Source organism: uncultured Stenotrophomonas sp. (assembly GCF_945952405.1).
Taxonomy (GTDB): Bacteria; Pseudomonadota; Gammaproteobacteria; order Xanthomonadales; family Xanthomonadaceae; genus Stenotrophomonas.
This window is the reverse complement of sequence record NZ_CAMFIA010000002.1, coordinates 61,348-78,755: the sequence shown is the minus strand read 5'-3', so window position 1 is coordinate 78,755 and position 17,408 is coordinate 61,348. Positions and strand designations below refer to the sequence as shown.

The following is a 17,408-nucleotide window of genomic DNA, read 5'->3' as shown; positions in this document are numbered from 1 at the left end:
CAACCTGCTAGGCTGCGCCGCGTGCAGAACCTGCTTGTTCACTTCAGTCAACAACAACAGCCCGACCAGCCGCTGCGGCCCGGGGTGCAACGCATCATGCGCCAGGCCAACGGCAGCGTGCGACTCGGCGATGCCGGCCACGGCGCACTGCTGCTGGCGCAGTTCTGCATGGATGATCGTGGCCTCTGGCTGCAGGTCGGCAACGGGATCCGCGGCATCCATGTGAACGGTCGCCCGGTACGCCGGATGGCGCTGCTGCGCGCAGGCGATGCGGTTTACGTCGATGGCGTGGAAATGGTCCTGCAGGGCGAGGTCGAGAGCCTGTTGCAGGCGCCCGCACCGAACCCGACTGACGACACCGACGAGCAGCAGCGCCTGTTGCGCGGGGTCGGTGGCCTGCATCACGGGCGCAGCTTCACCCTGTCGCGGGCCCGCCTGATCGGCAGCGGCAACGACGCCGATATCGCCATCAACGATCCGGCCTTCGCCGAACAGCACGCCCGCGTGGAAGTGCATGGCGAGCGCGTGCTGCTGCGTGACCTCGGCAGCGCCGACGGCACCCGGGTCAACGGCGTGGCCGTGCGCCACTGCTGGCTGCAGGCCGGCGACCAGGTGGTGTTCGATGGCCAGCACCGTTTCGTGCTGGAAGTACCGCACGACCCGCGCCGGCGCCCGCTGCCGGCCGAAGACGATTCCAGCCAGGATGCCGAGCAGGCGCCGGTGCTGCCCCCCGCACCGCGCAAGGTGCGGCGCTGGCCGTGGCTGCTGGCGAGTGCGCTGCTGCTGGCCGCGCTGATCAGCCTGCTGCTCTGGTTCGGCGCCCGCTGATGGTCGTGCAGCGTCGGTAGTGCCGGCCGCTGGCCGGCAGACGCCGCTCCCCTGGGCCGGCAGACGACCTTCCTGGTCGGCAGGCACCCCCGGCCGCGTTGCCAATGGATACGGATGCAACCAAATTTCCCTTGCCGCACAAGGCCGCAAGGCTGGTGCACTGCGGCATACTAGGGGTCTTGCCCCACAGGTGTGACATGACGCGCGCGTTCAACTTCAGTGCCGGCCCTGCGACCTTGCCGGAATCGGTCCTGCGCCAGGCGCAGGCGGAAATGCTGGACTGGCACGGGACCGGTGCCTCGATTGTGGAAATGAGCCACCGCGGCGCGGAGTTCATGTCCGTGGCCGCCGAGGCCGAGGCCGACCTGCGTCGCCTGCTCGATATCCCCGAAGACTATGCGGTGCTGTTCCTGTCTGGTGGCGCCACTACCCAGCAGGCACTCATCCCGCTCAACTTCGCCGCCCCCGGCCAGCGTGCCGACTACGTGGTCAGCGGCCACTGGGGCAAGACGGCGGTCAAGCAGGCGGGCGTCTATGTCGACGTCAACATCGCCGCCAGCAGCGAGGCCGACGGCTATCGCACGCTGCCGCCGCGCGCCGGCTGGCAGCTGTCGGCGGATGCCGCCTACGTGCACATCACCGCCAACGAGACCATCCACGGCGTCGAGTTCCGTGATGTGCCCGAGACCGGCAATGTTCCGCTGGTGGCCGACTTCAGTTCGTCCATCGCCAGCGAGCCGCTGGATGTGCGCCGCTATGGCGTGATCTATGCCGGCGCGCAGAAGAACCTGGGCCCGGTCGGCATCGCGGTGATGATCATCCGCCGCGACCTGCTCGAGCGCAGCGGCCAGCCGCGTGCGGACATCTTCGATTACCGCTCGCATGTCGCCCGCGATTCGATGCTGAACACCCCGCCGACCTGGAACTGGTACCTGGCCGGCCTGGTGTTCAAGTGGATGCTGGCCGAAGGCGGCGTGGCCGAGTTCGCCCGCCGCAACGCGGCCAAGGCGGCGCTGGTATATGGCGCCATCGATGGCTCCGGCGGCTTCTACCGCAACGAGGTCGCGCACGCGGCGCGTTCGCGGATGAACATCCCGTTCTTCCTGCCCGATGCCGAGCTCGACGCCCGCTTCGTTGCCGAGGCCAAGGCCGCCGGCCTGCTGGCGCTGAAGGGGCACAAGGTGGTCGGTGGTATCCGGGCCTCGCTGTACAACGCCATGCCGCTGGCCGGGGCCGAGGCGCTGGTCGCCTTCATGGCCGATTTCCAGCAGCGTCACGGCTGAGCAATGAACGGCGCGCACCGTCGGGTGCGTGCCCCGCAACAGGGAATTCCGATGGCAAGCAGCAAATCCAGCAAGAAGACGCCGAAGAAGGCCGAGCCGGCCAAGGACAGTGCGTCCAGCAAGGCCGGCCGCAAGGCCAAGGCCGCGTCGAATCCGGCGCCCACCCTGGCGCCGCTGGCGCTGGCCGATGTGCGCTCGAAGATCGACCAGATCGACCGCGACATCCAGAGCCTGATCGCCGAGCGCGCGCGCTTCGCCCACCAGGTCGGCAAGGCCAAGGGCAAGCTCGCCGCCGCCGTCGACTACTACCGCCCCGAGCGCGAAGCGCAGGTGCTGCGCATGGTGGTGGACCGCAACGAAGGCCCGCTCAGCGATGAGCTGCTGGTGCACGTCTACCGCGAAATCATGTCGGCCTGCCTGGCCCAGCAGGAGCCGCTGAAGATCGGCTACCTCGGCCCGGAAGGCACCTTCAGCCAGCAGGCGGTGCTCAAGCACTTCGGCCGCTCGGCGCTGGGCCTGCCGATGGCCAGCATCGAAGAAGTGTTCCAGGAAGTGGAAGCGGGCAACGCCGATTTCGGCGTGGTGCCGGTGGAGAATTCGGGGCAGGGCACCATCCAGATCACCCTGGACATGTTCCTGACCTCCAACCTGAAGATCTGTGGCGAAGTGGAACTGCGCGTGCAGCAGTACCTGATGTCGCGCAGCGGCCGCATCGAGGACATCGAGCGCATCTACGCGCATCCGCAGTCGTTCATGCAGACCTCGGCCTGGCTGCGCGCCAACCTGCCGAAGGCCGAGAAGATTCCGGTGTCGAGCAATGCCGAGGGCGCGCGCCGTGCGCGCAACGCCGATGACGCGGCGGCCATTGGCGGCGAGAGTGCCGGCCATGTGTACGGCCTGAAGAAGGTGGTCACCAAGCCGATCCAGAACGATGCCGACAACACCACCCGCTTCCTGGTGGTGGGCCGCAACATCTTCCCGACCTCCGGCCATGACCGCACCTCGGTGCTGGTGTTCATCCATGACAAGCCTGGCGCGCTGTTCGACGTGCTCAGCCCGTTTGCCCGCCATGGCATCAGCATGAACCGCATCGAGTCGCGCCCGTCGCACCACGGCAAGTGGGAATACGGCTTCTTCATCGACCTGGCTGGCCACATCGACGACGCGCCGATGCAGGCCGCGCTGGCCGAACTGGAAGCGCACTCGGCGCAGATCAAGGTGCTTGGCTCCTATCCGGTGGCCGTGCCCTGAGTGCTGCTGCGGCGGCTGCGGCCGTCGCTCCCTGATGCATCGCCGGTGCTGCCGGCGTTTACGGAATGATCGAACGATGAGCAACGCGCAACACTGGATCGCCCGCAAGGGCCAGCCGCTGCAGGGCAGCCTGACCATTCCCGGCGACAAGTCGGTCTCGCACCGCTCGGTGATGTTCGCCGCGCTGGCCGATGGCACCTCGCATATCGAGGGCTTCCTGGAGGGCGAAGACACCCGTGCCACCGCGCGCATCTTCAGCCAGCTCGGCGTGCGCATCGAAACCCCCAGCCCGTCGCAGCGGATCGTGCATGGCGTCGGCATCGACGGCCTGCAGGCCCCGGATGCAGCGCTGGACTGCGGCAATGCGGGCACCGGCATGCGCCTGCTGGCCGGCCTGCTGGCAGGCCAGGCGTTCGACTGCACGCTGATCGGCGATGAATCGCTGTCCGGTCGCCCGATGCGACGTGTCACCGGGCCGCTGTCGCAGATGGGCGCGAAGATCGACACCCAGGACGACGGCACGCCGCCGCTGCGGGTGCATGGTGGCCAGGCGCTGCACGGCATCGAATTCGCTTCGCCGGTGGCCAGCGCGCAGATCAAGTCGGCCGTGCTGCTGGCCGGCCTGTACGCGCAGGGCGAAACCCAGGTGATCGAGCCGCACCCGACCCGCGACTACACCGAGCGCATGCTCTCGGCGTTCGGCGTCGATATCGAATTCTCGCCGGGCAAGGCCCGCCTGCGCGGTGGCCAGCGCCTGCGCGCCACCGACATCGTAGTGCCGGCCGACTTCTCCTCGGCCGCGTTCTACCTGGTGGCCGCCAGCATCATTCCCGGTTCCGAACTGCGCCTCAGGCAGGTTGGCCTGAACCCGCGGCGCACCGGCCTGCTGCACGCGCTGCGCCTGATGGGCGCCGACATCACCGAGGAGAATCCGGCCGAGCAGGGTGGTGAGCCGGTGGCTGATCTGGTGGTGCGCTATGCACCGCTGAAGGGCGCACGCATTCCGGAGGCACTGGTGCCGGACATGATCGATGAGTTCCCGGCGCTGTTCGTGGCGGCAGCCGCGGCCGAAGGGCAGACCGTGGTGAGCGGTGCCGCCGAGCTGCGGGTCAAGGAATCCGATCGCCTCGCCGCGATGGCCACCGGTCTGCGTGCGCTGGGCATGCAGGTGGATGAAACCGAGGACGGCGCCACCCTGCATGGCGGTGTGCGGCTTGGCAGTGGCACCATCGAAAGCCACGGTGACCACCGCATCGCCATGGCGTTCGCGATTGCCGGCCAGATCAGCGAGGGCGAGGTGCGCATCAACGACATCGCCAACGTCGCCACCTCGTTCCCGGACTTTGACGGCCTGGCCCGCAGCGCCGGGTTCAACCTGGCCTGATCGGCCCGTTGTCCGCGGGGCGCGGTCCACGCGCTTGTGACGGGTAGCTGCCGACCTCGGTCGGCACGATGCTCACCCTCAGGTAGGTGCCGACCTTGGTCGGCACGATCCTCCGCATAACGCATAAAAGGACGGAGGCCGAAGCCTCCGTCGAAACATCACGAACCCCTCGTCCGCGATCAACGCTGCTCGGTACGGAAATCCACCGGGACCCGTACCACGCTTGCCACTGCGCGGCCTTCATGCACCGCAGGCTGGAACTTCCAGTTCTGGACCGTGTTCAGCACCGCGCGATCCAGGTCACGGCTGCGCTCGCCGCTGCGCGACACGATCGCCGCGTTGGCGACATTGCCGCGGGTATCGACATTCAGGCTGGCGATCACGCTGCCCTGCACGCCGCTACGCAGCGCGGCGGCCGGATAGGTAGGCATGCGGTTGCTGGCCAGCGGGCGCGCTTCACGGTTGCGCACCACCGGCGCGGCCTGGCGCTGGCTCGGTGCCGGCGCAACCTGGCGCGCGGCCGGGGCGGCAGTGTCAGCCACCGCCGCCTGCTCGGGCGCGGGCAGCATGCGTTCGCCTACCGGTGCCGGTGCCACCTCTTCCTGGTTGGAATGGCGCAGCCAGAGCAGGGCAGCCGCAAACATCGCCACGATCAGCGCGATCCACAACCAAGGGGAGGTGGGTTTGTGCTGCTCGCTGGAATCCTGATGCAGATGCGGCGAGTGAAGGTCTTCGTGGGTGGTGACAGCCATCGCAAACTCCTTCCGTCAATTGACGACGTGGGCAGTGTTGCCCGAGCCATCGATGAGAAGTGTCAGCGCTGCGTCAACGCGACCGGCAGGGTTCAGTTTGCCTGCCGGGAAGCGTTCAGTTACTGCGTCTTGAAGTCGAACGGCACTTCAATGCTGCCGGGCACGGCCTGGCCATTGCTCTGCGCCGGGGTGAAGCGCCAGCGGCGCACGGCGTCGGTGGCGGCACGGTCGAGCTCGCGTGAGCCGCTGCGCTGGATCACCGTGGCGTTGTTCGGGTAGCCGGTGGCATCCACGTCCACGCGCACCACCACGGTGCCGGTTTCACCGGCACGCAGGGCGGCAGCCGGGTAGGAAGGCGGCGGCGACTGGCCGGCAATCGGCATCGGCTGGCTGTTGCCGGTGGTGGCCGGCGCCGCGCCTGGGGCGGCCGGGGCCGGCTCGGCGATCGGAGCCGGCGGGGGCGGGGCGGTTTCGACCAGCTTGGGCGCTTCTTCCGCGACCGGTGCCGGCTTGGCGTCGGGCATGTCGCTGGAACCCGCCGCAGCGGCCAGCGGTTCCGGCAGGGGCTCCACCTGGGCCGTTTCCTGCGGGGTCTGAGCGGCCGGGTCGGCGCGGAAGAACTCCTTGTCGCGGCCGGTCAGCCAGACCAGCACGAACAGCAGGATGCCCACGCCGAAGGCGATGCCGGCGATCTTCAGGGCGTTGCGCGGGATATGCACAGTGAACGACTTGGCGGACGACGAGCGGGGTGCAGACATGGACCGGACCAGTACGGAATGGCTCGATTCTGCCACGGCAGGAATGAACCGGGCGGCAGAAATCCGTATAACAGGCGATAATCCCATCCCTGATACCCACCACGACACCTGCCATGCTTGATCCAGCCCTGCTCCGCCACCAGCCCGCCGACCTCGCCGAACGCCTGCGCACCAGCCGCGGCTTCGAGCTCGACGTGTCTGCCCTGGAGTCCCTGGAGGCCGATCGCAAGCGCATCCAGGTGCGGACCCAGGAGCTGCAGAGCCTGCGTAACAGCCGCTCCAAGGCCATTGGCCAGGCCAAGGCCAAGGGCGAGGACGTTTCGGCCATCATGGCCGAGGTCGCTGCGTTTGCCGACGAACTGAAGGCTTCGGAAGTGGCCCTGGACGAGCTGCGCGAGAAGATCGAAGCGATCTCGATGGGCATCCCGAACCTGCCGGCCGACGATGTGCCGGCCGGCGCCGACGAGAACGACAACGTCGAGCAGGCGCGCTGGGGTACCCCGCGCCAGTTCGACTTCAAGGTGCTCGACCACGTCGAGCTGGGCGCTCGCAACGGCTGGCTGGACGGCGAGACCGCAGCCAAGCTGTCCGGCTCGCGCTTCACCGTGCTGCGCGGCCCGATCGCGCGCCTGCACCGCGCGCTGGCCCAGTTCATGGTCGACCTGCATACCGGCGAGCACGGCTATGAGGAAACCAACGTGCCGCTGCTGGTCAACGCCGATTCGCTGCGCGGCACCAGCCAGCTGCCGAAGTTCGAGGACGATCTGTTCAAGACCGCCGTCGGCGACTCCACGCGTTACCTGATCCCGACCTCGGAAGTGCCGCTGACCAACATCGTGCGCGACGAGATCGTCGACGCCGAGCGCCTGCCACTGCGCATGACCGCCCACTCGATGTGCTTCCGCGCCGAGGCCGGCAGCGGTGGCCGTGACGTGCGCGGCATGATCCGCCAGCATCAGTTTGAAAAGGTCGAGCTGGTCTCGATCAGCCGCCCGGAAGACAGCGACGCCGAACATCAGCGCATGACCCGCTGCGCCGAAGTGGTGCTGGAAAAGCTGGGCCTGCCGTACCGCAAGGTGCTGCTGTGCACTGGCGACATGGGCTTCTCGGCGGTGAAGACCTACGACCTGGAAGTCTGGCTGCCGTCGCAGGAGACCTACCGCGAAATCTCGTCGTGCTCGAACTGTGGTGATTTCCAGGCCCGCCGCATGCAGGCCCGCTGGCGCAACCCGGCCACCGGCAAGCCGGAGCTGGCGCACACCCTGAACGGCTCGGGCGTGGCGGTCGGCCGCGCGATGATCGCGGTGATGGAGAACTGCCAGAACGCCGACGGCAGCATCACCGTGCCGGAAGCCCTGCGCCCGTACATGGGTGGGCTGGAAACCATCGCCTGATATCCGGCGCGACAGCTGTCCAGAGAGCCGAGCCATGCTCGGCTCTTTTTTTGCGCGTTCTTTCAAGGATGTGATGATTTTATCTGTGATAGCAGAGGTCCGTTACTGAGCCATCCATCGAACGGACAGCGAAAACCTGCACGTTCGACAGTTGGCCTGGGTTTGCTTAATAGCGACACTCAATTTTCTTGAATAACACTAAGTCTGTAGTGCGGAGCAGTAGGTGCAATAATCTTTGAGCTGTCAGATCCTGATGTCGGCTAAATCAAGGGTTCTTCGGGAGACAGATTCAGGGCGATGCGCTTCGGCATTTCTGATGCGAAGGAAGAAAGCTCGGGATATATAAAATCCCGTGATAATCCGTAACGGTTTAGTTCTCGATGAATATTGGGCGCGTGCTCTCTTTTTATATCAATTCGTACAATCTCGGAATCGAGGGGTACCTTTCTAATCTCTTCGGGGTCATGTGATGAGATTGTATTTTCTCCGAAAAATTCACTTGCCTCATATGCCGGCTTTTCTATGCTTTTTGAAAAAAGAAAAACTCCTTGTTGGTTTTTTATTCTGTTGTTGATGGGGAGGGGTTCAATTATGTACTGCCTGGACCCATGCAGTGTGACGGTGCTCGGGTGCGCAAGAAAATTCACCGAAGACTTCTGCAAAATTCTCAGCACTTCTCCTGGATTTATCTCGTTTTTAGTTTTCATTCTGGCTTTAGATAAATCAAGTGAAAACGAATCGACGCATCCAAGCTCAGGGTGAAGCTGTACTGGAGGGAAGCAGGTCTCAAAAGATGAATCGTGGTTTGAAGTGTCAGTAAGGTTGTCGATTGGGTTGTTCGCATTTTCTCCAGTAAGTAGCTTTCGTTCAGCACTTTGGAGTAAATGCAAGAATTTTCTTTGTTCTGAGGTTATGGAGTTTAAAAGGCAATTGCCGCTGAGTACGGATATATTTTCTTCGTTTTTATCGCGAAGCATGTATACGGAAACCATCTCGGACTGTGGCTCCGATTCGGTGGAAAAATACAATGCCACAAGTGGATTTCTCGTCCAGTCGATGAGTCTGGTGGGCATTCCGTAATGCTGTGCCGTCATAATTACATCCAAATCATTCAGGCTGTAATTTTTGAGGTGGCTTGCTTCTTGATATATCGGAAGGTTGTTCTTGAACTCGGAGAAAATCTTGTTTGTCAGCATGTACCCGTAATTGCATGCCGCTGATTTCGGTTTACTGCTTGAAATGAACCGAAATAGAGACGAGCTGACAGCGAATTCACTTGATGGTTGCCCTCGAAAAAAAGCACGGCCAGACTGTGGATAAAGTCCTTTGACGACCCTGAGAAAGTCACCGACACCACATATTTCCATAAGTTCGGAAAATCCCTGTTTTTTGTGAAGAAGTTAGAGGTTTGTCATCTTTATAAGTGTTTTTGCCGGGTGTCGAGAGGCTTTCATTCGCCTGGAGTTTCGACTCCCCGCCATAAATGCCTCCAGCATGTGCGGGTCAGGGCCGCAGCTTGCGCCGTCATCGTGAAGGTCCCTGTTGAAGAAAAGGGGTTGATAGGGCTGCAATACTACGCTGCGGCTTGCAGGCAGTAATTGCAGTAACGCGGATGTTACTTCTCGGCGAGAATATCTTGCTAGCGGATACTTTGTCTCTCGGTCCGGGGAAGTAATGTCATTGACGGTCGAGAAATGCGGAACTTTGGGCAACGGCGCTGCCGCGATTCAATCAAGTATGGTCGAGATCCCTACGCTAGATCAGCCAGCTCTCTGCAAACGGCGCTTTGCCGGGGACCGTTGCCAGCATGGCTCAGCGCAAACAGTCAGGATCGAAGACGGGCGACAGGCGTGCAAGCATGCAGGCCCGCTGGCGCAACCCGGCCACCGGCAAGCCGGAGCTGGCGCACACCCTGAACGGCTCGGGCGTGGCGGTCGGCCGCGCGATGATCGCGGTGATGGAGAACTGCCAGAACGCCGACGGCAGCATCACCGTGCCGGAAGCCCTGCGCCCGTACATGGGTGGGCTGGAAACCATCGCCTGATTCCCTGATCGGGTGGGGGCCATGTGTGCATGGCACCTCATCCACGCATGGCGTGGATCTACTGGACGGTGTTGCACGCGCCCGGCATGAATTGACCGCTGCCCCCAGTAGATCCACGCCATGCGTGGATGAACCGCCGCAATCACCCCGCAACCCGCGCTTCTCCAACGGTATCCATCCGGACTCGCCCGTCTCTGGCACGCCATGCCCAGCCGTTGAGCGTGCGCTGCCCGCGCAGCCCTCGGGCCAGGCCCCAAAGAAAACGGCCCCGCATTGCGGGGCCGCCAGGGTGGGCCGGGATGGGGGAGGGAATCCCGGCCCGCGTTCAGCGCCCAGATGAGGAGAGAGCGGCGCCGAACGCTGGAACGCGTTACGCCGCCACGGCCTCGGCCGCTTCATGCGACGGCAGGGCCGCCAGCGCGCCGGCAATGGCGTCTTCGCGGTGCTGCGGCGAATAGGCGATGCCCTCGGCACGCACGAACTCAAGCTCGTTGATGCCCATGAAGGCGAACACCTGGCGCAGGAACGGCTCCTGGAAGTCGGCCGGCGAGTCGGTGTAGATGCCGCCACGGCTGCTGGCGATGATCACCCGCTTGCCACCGGCCAGGCCCACCGGGCCGTTCTCGGTGTACTTGAAGGTGCGGCCGGCGACAGCTACGCGGTCGATCCAGGCCTTCAGCGTCGACGGAATGCTGAAGTTGTACATCGGCGCGCCGATCACCACGATGTCGGCGTCCAGGAACTGCTGCATCACCTGTTCAGCATCGGTCGCCTCGGCAGCATCGGTCTTGGCCAGCGAACTGCTGCGCAGATGCGGTACCGGATTAGCATCAAGATCGCGATAATCGACCTGCAAGCCATCGATCTGGTCGGTGAAGCGGGCGACCACGGCAGCCGACAGCTGGCGGGACACGGAGTTGTCGCCAAGCACGCTGGCGTCGAGATGCAGAAGCTTCATGGCAGTCACCTATGTTCTGGGAGGAAGGGGCGGGGTGGCCCCGCCGACGGAGAGAACGATAGGTTGTTGCAAAGACGGAATAAAGGTGATTGAATGCCACGTATTGTTCTATATATGGAACTCGGGCATGCATGACCTGAATGATCTGTACTACTTCGCGATGGTGGTCGACCACGGCGGATTCGCCGCCGCCGAGCGCGCACTGGGCATCCCCAAGTCGCGCCTGAGCCGCCGCATCAGCCAGCTGGAAACCGACCTGGGCGTGCGCCTGCTGCAGCGCTCCACACGCCGCTTCGCGGTGACCGATGTCGGCACCAGCGTGCATCGCCACGCGCAGACGATGCTGGCCGAGGCGCAGGCCGCGCGCGAAGTGGTGGACCGCCTCAGCGCGGAACCGCGCGGCGTGGTGCGCGCCAGCGTGCCGGTGTCGCTGGCGCAGATGCAGCTGCCCAAGCTGCTGCCCAAGTTCCTGGAGCAGTATCCGAAGGTGCGCCTGCAGCTGAACATCAGCAATCGCCGCGTGGACATCATCAATGAAGGCTACGACGTCGCCCTGCGCGTGCGTTCGCGGCTGGATGACGATGGCAGCCTGGTGATGCGCAGCTTCGGCCAGGTGCAGGAACTGCTGGTGGCGAGCCCGAAGTACCTGGATCGCGCCGGCCGCCCGAAGGATCCGGAGGAGCTGACCCAGCATGTCACCCTCAGCATCAGCGAGGACGAAGCCCGCCAGCGCTGGGAGCTGCATGGACCGGAAGGCGAGGTGCGCCGGGTCGACCTGCAGCCGCGCGTAGCCGGTTTCGACTTCCCGTTGCTGCAGAGCATGGTCAAGGACGGTTTCGGCATCACCATGCTGCCGGAAACCGTGTGCGCCGATGCCGTGCGCAACGGTGAACTGGAAGTGGTGCTGCCGGACTGGTCATTGCCGCAGGGCGTGTGCCATGCGGTGTTCGCCTCGCGCCGCGGCCTGTTGCCGGCGGTACGCGTGTTCATCGACTTCCTGGCCGAGCACCTGCCGCCGCAGCTGGAGGCCTCGCGCCTGGATTGCGGTGGCGCCTGCGAAAAGGCCAAGGAGCGGATCAAGGCCAGCGCGCTGGGCGCCTTGGCGGTGGACGCCGGCTGAGGCAGGCGCCCCCATCTGCATCACCGTTGATTGAAGCGAGAGCGCCGGGCGATGCCCGGCGTTGTCGTTTTCCCGTGCCGGTCAGTTGCGGCCGAACAGCCGATCCCAGAAGCTGCGGCGCCGCGCGGCTACCGGCGTCGGTTCGGCCGCCATCGGCGGCGCTTCCAGCACTGCCATCAGCGCCGGGCTACGCGGCCTCTTCAGGAAGCGCGCGTAGTCCATATAGCTGGCCACCCGGCTCATCTGCAGGCGCTCGGGCAGCGCCGGCAGTGCAGCGCCCTGCAGCAGCACTCGCAACGCCTGTGGGCGGTCCAGGCGGATCGCTTCAAACAGCGCGGTACCGCCGCATCCCGGCTCGATCTGGTTGGCGCGCTGGGGCGCATCCTTCAACAGCTCGCGCAGCGTGTCCGCATCATCGCATTCGACGGCGGCCACCAATCGCGCCAGCGCTTCGGCTTCTTCAGCAGGCAGGCTGTCGCGATAGGCCTGATCGGCGATTTCGCGCTCATCGCGGCCGTCACCGCCCTGGATGCACAGGAAGTCGGTGACCAGCGCCACGGGAACGCCGGAGGTATCCAACGCCCAGTAGCTGGGGTAGACGCCATCGCCCCAGCCGCTGGTGAACACCACCAGCCCGTGCGGCGAGTCCTCGCCCCAGGGCCGATACTCGGCGCCCTGGTCCAGGCCTTCGTGGTCGATCAGCGCATCGGCCCAGTTGCTGTCCTCGTCGCCCTCGGACTGCTCGATCAGGGCCAGAAGCGCCTGCTGGGTATCGGTGTCCATGAAGCAGCCGATACCGGCGTCGACCGGGTAGCCGATGAAGCTGTCCTCATCCAGGCCGGTCAGGTCCTGGGTGGTCCAGCGCGCCATCTGCCAGTGCAGCGCAGATGCGGTGAGTGCCTCGCGCGGCCTGAACCAGGCCACCGCCAGCGCCGGGCGGCCGCTGTGCACGATGATCTCCACCGGGTGTCGCCCGGCTGGCGCGGTGTAGTCGGCCAGGGCGGGGGCCTCGGCCTGGACCAGTGGATCGCAGACCACCAGCTGCCCGCTGCTGACCGGCAGGTGGCCGGCAACGCTGCGGTGCAGGGCCACGGCGGCCAGCTGGGTGTCGTCCAGCAGGCAGGTGCGCAGGTTGGCCAGGTCGAGGTGGGCCATGAGGGCTCCGGATGCAGTGAAGGGTCCACCGTGCCGGATGCGAACGGCAGGAGCAAGGGTGGTCTTGGGCAAATGGCCTTCACGTGCGAGAATACGGCGCTGCCCGGGCGACCGGGACCCGATTGGAGAGATGGCCGAGCGGTTTAAGGCACCGGTCTTGAAAACCGGCGAAGGGTAAAACCTTCCGTGGGTTCGAATCCCACTCTCTCCGCCAGTCTTTGCAGAAAGCTCCTAGCAATAGGGGCTTTTTCGTTTCTACAGCCTTTGCTACCCGCCCGCTTACCCATCCACCTGCAAAGGTCGATTCTGCGCGATTTGTTGCCGAACCCGGTCTTGCAGCCCGGATTGTATGCAGAGTGCGCGGCGGCCGATTCGGATAGAGCGCGGGAAGCGGCCAGCCTTGATCTCTCCATAGATGAAGGTTGTGCCCATGCCGGTCATCTGACACACGCGATCGAGCGATAGCCACTCTTCCAGCTTCTCGGCCGCGGCGATGAGTCGCTGAGCGGGCAGCAGACGGCTTACCTGTGGGAGTTCTGGAAGCAGATGACCGCCATGTTCCCGGGGAAGTGAGAGCGAGAGAGCGGCGCAGCGCCCCTAGGGCTGTCCAGCTGGAACGCTAAGGCCTGTTATTCCTACGCCTGACCGATTCCTTCGGTGTGGTGGGCATGCCCGGCTAGGCAGCCGTGCCAGTATGGCTTGGCGGGCGAGGACAACGCCCAAGGCCGCCTGGTGGCGGGCGAAGTGACCCCGATGATGCCCACCGAAGTTCGTGGCGCCACTACGGCACTGGCCATGGCAAGGACGGCAAGCACTGTGGGCTGCAGCCCCGGCATGCGCGCTTGGCGGTGGCGTCTGCTGTGGCGTTCGTGGATTTCGTCACCGAGACCTGCCGGGATCGGCAGGTCGAGGCGAAACCGACGTCCACGGATCGCTGATCAGCGCCTTTCAACGAGCGCGGGGTCAGCGTTCGTCTGTAGCAGATGTGCCGGGAAGACCGACGGTTGCATGTCGTGCTCCAGCAACTCCGGCGTGCCGTTGGCAGGCAGGTGCTTGAACGCAATTACCCGGGTGCCCTGGGTTTTGATCAGAACGCGGGTGGGCTGGGTGGCATCGCTCAATAGCGCTTCCCCTTGAGCAATGATCGAGCGCTCTGTCCGGATGTCTTGATCCAGTGAGTGAAGGGTCGAGCGGAGCTCCTTGGTGAGCTCCGTCCGGTGGGTGGCCAGCGTTGTCTTGAAGACCATCTTGGAGTCAACGCGCATGATCAGATCAGTGATGTTCTGTTCGAACAGTTCTCGGAGCCCTTGGGGCGAAAAGGCCTGATCGAAATCCTGCTGGACAGTGCGATACCGTTCCTGCTTCAACAACGCTTCCCCAGAAAGCGCGGTTATCAGTGACCATGCTTGGAACCGGACCCGAGAGCAAAGCAAGGCCTCTTGGAACAGTGTTTCGATCTCGCTCATTTCCTCGCGAATTTTCTGGGGGAAGCCTGAGGCGCCGAACGTCTGGGTGTCCTGAAGGTCGGTCAGGGCCTGGATGCGCTCGCTTAGCAGTTGATGGATCTCGTGCTTCTTGTCCATCATCTTTTGATACTGGTCTTCAAGGGTTTGCCGGTTATGAGGGGGGTGCTCACCCTGCAGGATGGGCACGGACACCTCCCTAAGCGTATCCATGGCACCCATCAAAACACCACGGCGCTGAGCATCCAGCTTGCCCTCCACCCGGCCGATGGTGGTCACGATACCGTCCAGTTTTTCACTGATATCGGCCAAGTGCTTTTGGGCGACTACGACGGAAGCGACCTGCCAAATCGCGGCTGCGTTCATGGCGCTGCTCAAGTTCTCTGGCTTGGTCAACAGCCCATGTTCCTTGATGCCACCGCTCCCGCCGTTGGTCATCGCTCGATAGGTCCCTTCGATGACATTGCCCGCCGAATCTTTGGCGTTGAGCAGAGGACCGTTGATCGCTACCTCAAACACGTTCTCAGGGACGCCTTGGGCAGCCAATGCGTTTGCGGGGACTGCCTGGAGAAGGGCGTTCAAGCGGCCCACCGCTTTGGAGGGCTTGTGGCTCTTGCCGGAAACTTTGTCAAACAAGGCCAACGGTAGCTCCGTCACAGCGAGGGCTCTTTCACCCTGCTGGTTCTCGACGATCAACGACGTGGGTGCCGGTGAGGGCGAGGGCACGGAAAGACTCCGGGTGGGTTCGTGCGGTTGGGATTCGAGCGAGACTGCATCCCGCTGTCCTTTCAACGGTTCGTTCACCACAGGGCGGCGTCGGCTGGTGATGCCCCATACGACTGTGCCGCCAAGCACGGCCGCGACCGCCATTGCGGCGAAGGTTTGAATATCCATATTTCCCCCTGTTACCAATCTGCAAAATCTACCGCAACGTTCGCATCAGCGCATCTTGATCAGCTGATCATGGCGTGGCCGAACGCGTTGGCCTGGTCCGTTAGGTTCATGGGCGTTTGCGGCGCGCTTCCACATGCAGCGGGTTCTCAAGGCTCGGCTGGCCCAAACACGTCATGTTCCACCAGATCCAACAGGATCTTGGCCACGTCCAGGGCGGCGCGCCCCCATTCGTCGTCATCGCCGTCGAACGGCTGATCACCCGGCTCTTCCTTGCCGCCGTGAAAGAGGTTGTTGCGCACGCGTCGGGCGGCCTCGACCAGGGCAACGGCATCCGACGGATCGTGGTTGGGTAGATCCAAGGGGCGCTCGCGGAAGCGCGCCCGACGCAAGCCGTCCACCTCCACGACTACCTGGACCTTGGGCCGGTCGCGCTCCCCGGCAAGAATCCTGTGCCGGGTGTCGTCCTCCAGCCGCTCCACGAACGCGGCGGGCGGCAATGCGGAAACGGTGGCGTTGACCGCCCACCAATCCACCATGGCATCGCGTGACCTCTGGCGGATGAATCGGGGGCGGTGCTTCAGCTTGGCCTCCAGACGGCCAAAGATGCGAAGCAGAGGAAAGGCGATGTGGTCGGACACCGGCATGTCCGCATCGTAGCCCAGCCTCCTGCTGCCTTGCAGCCTTCCACGGTCGCCCACGAGCGAAGAAGGCCGCGGAGCCCTCAACGCCTTTCATCCACAAAGGAGGGCGCACGGGATGCGGAGAAGCAAGCAGAGCCACCCATCCGGGCCTCCTGGGATCTGGTCGACCGCGTCCGCTACGAAGCACAGCGGCAGGTGTGAACGTGGCGGAACTCATCCGGCGGGTGGTTACGGTCCATACGTTCTGAGGCGCAACTGGGCCACGCTCGGCGGGTGCCACTTCCCCTTCGCCATGCGTTTCTGCACGAAGGCGCGGTAAGCCTCGGGGGAGGGCGGCGATTTGCGTTTGTGCCGGCGTGAGTTGCAGATCCAGCAGGCGGCAGCGATGTTGCCGGTCACGTCCTTGCCGCCATTTTGCTGGGCCACCAGGTGCTCGGCAGTGCAACGGAGCCGCGAGGCCGTATTGGCAGGCAGGCCGAACGGATTCAGTTCATCGGGTGAGGCGTTCCACATCGGCAGGCTGCAATAGCAGCAGCGGCCGTTCTGTGCGTGGAAGGCGTCGGTTCTCAAGCGTTGGAGTTTGGGCATGCTTAGATCTCAAAAGACAGGTGAAACCACCCCGTCGTCGCTTGCGCGATCGGATCGGGAACCTGTTGCCTTGAGCTAAGCAGGCAATACGCCGGGGGTGTTTCCCCTCGCGGCAAGAGAGTTATCGCGCCCCAGGGGGGCGGGTGTCAAGATAGGCCATGACTACCCTTGACCAGGCATTGAACATTCCGGGTTTCTCGGTAGCCATGTTTGCATCTGGTTGTGCAAGGGGGACTGCGCATGCGCTGGCGTGATGCCGATATACGCAACCTCGTACTCGCCCAGGTAGTGGGCGGGCTTTTCTTTGTGTTGTTGAATGGGGCGGATCTACACAGGAGGTGTGCGGACGGGTGGCGTTCGCCTTCGATAGGGGTGACAGGTGCCTGTTCCCACCACGGGGGTGTGGTGTCTGGGCTAACGTTCGTTCCTCTGTGGCGGTTGATTCTGCCGCATGCCGCAGGATCGTTGATCTTTCTGGTTCCAGCTTGGCGAAGTGGAATGTTCCGTCAGGGAGGTCATGCTCCTGGAGAGGCGTTTGCCAGTCCGGCCTCCACGGAAATACGGCAGGCCATAGAGCAGGGCATGGACCTGCATTTCCTCTACACGAAGAAAGGGGGCGCGCCGCAATGGCGCACCGTTACGCCTCAGCAGTTGACTACTCTGGGCGCCGGCCCTTCATCGCCACCTTGTTTAATCGGCTATTGCCACCTGAGGCAGGCTCGGCGCACGTTCGTTCTGGCCCGGATGGATCAGGTCACTGCCATCGCGCGGGCAGTACAAAACTATTGAGCGAGAGGTAATGAAGATCGAGAGTAGTTCCCTAAGCGACCCGTAAGAGCCGGCTCTCTCGCCAAGGCAAGGCCATCGCGGCCGCCCATGTACTACTGGGCAGTCC

17 protein-coding genes, 1 tRNA gene and 1 pseudogene are annotated in these 17,408 nt (G+C 64.0%); 10 read left to right on the top strand and 9 right to left on the bottom strand.

Features of this window, described 5'->3' with window-relative positions:
* Positions 1-21 precede the first annotated feature (21 nt).
* The 4 genes from Q0P60_RS02720 (at position 22) to aroA (ending at position 4,746) form a co-directional block, all read left to right on the top strand.
* Positions 22-828 carry an FHA domain-containing protein gene (locus Q0P60_RS02720; RefSeq protein ID WP_294987983.1) on the top strand — a complete coding sequence of 269 codons (807 nt, stop codon included), beginning with the start codon at positions 22-24 and terminating at the stop codon, positions 826-828.
* Positions 829-1,025: 197 nt separating this feature from the next.
* Positions 1,026-2,111, top strand: coding sequence for a 3-phosphoserine/phosphohydroxythreonine transaminase (serC, locus tag Q0P60_RS02715; protein WP_294987981.1), 1,086 nt, complete (start codon positions 1,026-1,028; stop codon positions 2,109-2,111).
* A 45-nt stretch (positions 2,112-2,156) separates the two neighbouring features.
* Positions 2,157-3,362: a prephenate dehydratase gene (pheA, locus tag Q0P60_RS02710; protein ID WP_294988486.1), complete on the top strand. Its 1,206-nt coding sequence runs from the start codon at positions 2,157-2,159 to the stop codon at positions 3,360-3,362.
* A gap of 76 nt (positions 3,363-3,438) precedes the next feature.
* On the top strand, positions 3,439-4,746 hold the full coding sequence (gene aroA / locus Q0P60_RS02705) for a 3-phosphoshikimate 1-carboxyvinyltransferase (protein ID WP_294987979.1): 1,308 nt from the start codon (positions 3,439-3,441) through the stop codon (positions 4,744-4,746).
* 179 nt (positions 4,747-4,925) lie between these two features.
* On the opposite strand, the gene Q0P60_RS02700 is transcribed toward aroA, so the two are convergent.
* Together Q0P60_RS02700 and Q0P60_RS02695 are read right to left on the bottom strand one after the other, a co-directional pair.
* Positions 4,926-5,498, bottom strand: coding sequence for an energy transducer TonB (locus Q0P60_RS02700; RefSeq protein WP_294987977.1), 573 nt, complete (start codon positions 5,496-5,498; stop codon positions 4,926-4,928).
* Between the two features lie 119 nt (positions 5,499-5,617).
* Positions 5,618-6,256 carry an energy transducer TonB gene (locus Q0P60_RS02695; protein ID WP_294987975.1) on the bottom strand — a complete coding sequence of 213 codons (639 nt, stop codon included), beginning with the start codon at positions 6,254-6,256 and terminating at the stop codon, positions 5,618-5,620.
* A 113-nt stretch (positions 6,257-6,369) separates the two neighbouring features.
* Between Q0P60_RS02695 and serS the strand changes: the two genes are divergently transcribed.
* Positions 6,370-7,650: a serine--tRNA ligase gene (gene serS / locus Q0P60_RS02690; protein WP_294987973.1), complete on the top strand. Its 1,281-nt coding sequence runs from the start codon at positions 6,370-6,372 to the stop codon at positions 7,648-7,650.
* Positions 7,651-7,910: 260 nt separating this feature from the next.
* Here serS and Q0P60_RS02685 read toward each other — a convergent pair whose 3' ends face one another.
* Entirely contained in the window at positions 7,911-9,017 is a 1,107-nt protein-coding gene (locus Q0P60_RS02685; protein WP_294987971.1) for an FRG domain-containing protein, read from the bottom strand.
* A gap of 473 nt (positions 9,018-9,490) precedes the next feature.
* Here Q0P60_RS02685 and Q0P60_RS02680 point away from each other — a divergent pair.
* Positions 9,491-9,694, top strand: a pseudogene (locus Q0P60_RS02680) (serine--tRNA ligase); the annotation flags it as partial.
* Between the two features lie 370 nt (positions 9,695-10,064).
* Here Q0P60_RS02680 and Q0P60_RS02675 read toward each other — a convergent pair.
* Positions 10,065-10,652: an NAD(P)H-dependent oxidoreductase gene (locus Q0P60_RS02675; RefSeq protein ID WP_294987969.1), complete on the bottom strand. Its 588-nt coding sequence runs from the start codon at positions 10,650-10,652 to the stop codon at positions 10,065-10,067.
* 127 nt (positions 10,653-10,779) lie between these two features.
* Between Q0P60_RS02675 and Q0P60_RS02670 the strand changes: the two genes are divergently transcribed.
* On the top strand, positions 10,780-11,772 hold the full coding sequence (locus Q0P60_RS02670; protein ID WP_005410175.1) for a LysR family transcriptional regulator: 993 nt from the start codon (positions 10,780-10,782) through the stop codon (positions 11,770-11,772).
* 81 nt (positions 11,773-11,853) lie between these two features.
* On the opposite strand, the gene Q0P60_RS02665 is transcribed toward Q0P60_RS02670, so the two are convergent.
* On the bottom strand, positions 11,854-12,927 hold the full coding sequence (locus Q0P60_RS02665) for a DUF4241 domain-containing protein (RefSeq protein ID WP_294987966.1): 1,074 nt from the start codon (positions 12,925-12,927) through the stop codon (positions 11,854-11,856).
* 124 nt (positions 12,928-13,051) lie between these two features.
* Between Q0P60_RS02665 and Q0P60_RS02660 the strand changes: the two genes are divergently transcribed.
* Positions 13,052-13,141, top strand: a tRNA-Ser gene (locus tag Q0P60_RS02660).
* Positions 13,142-13,206: 65 nt separating this feature from the next.
* Here the strand turns inward: Q0P60_RS02660 and Q0P60_RS02655 are convergent.
* The gene (locus Q0P60_RS02655) at positions 13,207-13,404 is read right to left on the bottom strand and encodes an AlpA family phage regulatory protein (RefSeq protein ID WP_294988483.1); all 198 of its coding nucleotides are present in this window, start codon (positions 13,402-13,404) and stop codon (positions 13,207-13,209) included.
* Between the two features lie 209 nt (positions 13,405-13,613).
* Here Q0P60_RS02655 and Q0P60_RS02650 point away from each other — a divergent pair, with 209 nt between their 5' ends.
* Positions 13,614-13,865 (top strand): abortive infection family protein, encoded by a 252-nt coding sequence (locus Q0P60_RS02650; RefSeq protein ID WP_294987964.1) that lies wholly within the window; start codon positions 13,614-13,616, stop codon positions 13,863-13,865.
* On the opposite strand, the gene Q0P60_RS02645 is transcribed toward Q0P60_RS02650, so the two are convergent.
* From Q0P60_RS02645 to Q0P60_RS02635, 3 genes are all read right to left on the bottom strand, one after another.
* The gene (locus tag Q0P60_RS02645) at positions 13,866-15,284 is read right to left on the bottom strand and encodes a hypothetical protein (protein WP_294987962.1); all 1,419 of its coding nucleotides are present in this window, start codon (positions 15,282-15,284) and stop codon (positions 13,866-13,868) included.
* Positions 15,285-15,430: 146 nt separating this feature from the next.
* On the bottom strand, positions 15,431-15,928 hold the full coding sequence (locus Q0P60_RS02640; protein WP_294987960.1) for a hypothetical protein: 498 nt from the start codon (positions 15,926-15,928) through the stop codon (positions 15,431-15,433).
* A gap of 225 nt (positions 15,929-16,153) precedes the next feature.
* Positions 16,154-16,513 (bottom strand): HNH endonuclease, encoded by a 360-nt coding sequence (locus Q0P60_RS02635; RefSeq protein ID WP_294987958.1) that lies wholly within the window; start codon positions 16,511-16,513, stop codon positions 16,154-16,156.
* A 240-nt stretch (positions 16,514-16,753) separates the two neighbouring features.
* Here Q0P60_RS02635 and Q0P60_RS20610 point away from each other — a divergent pair, with 240 nt between their 5' ends.
* Entirely contained in the window at positions 16,754-17,302 is a 549-nt protein-coding gene (locus Q0P60_RS20610; RefSeq protein ID WP_345780305.1) for a WYL domain-containing protein, read from the top strand.
* Positions 17,303-17,408 lie beyond the last annotated feature (106 nt).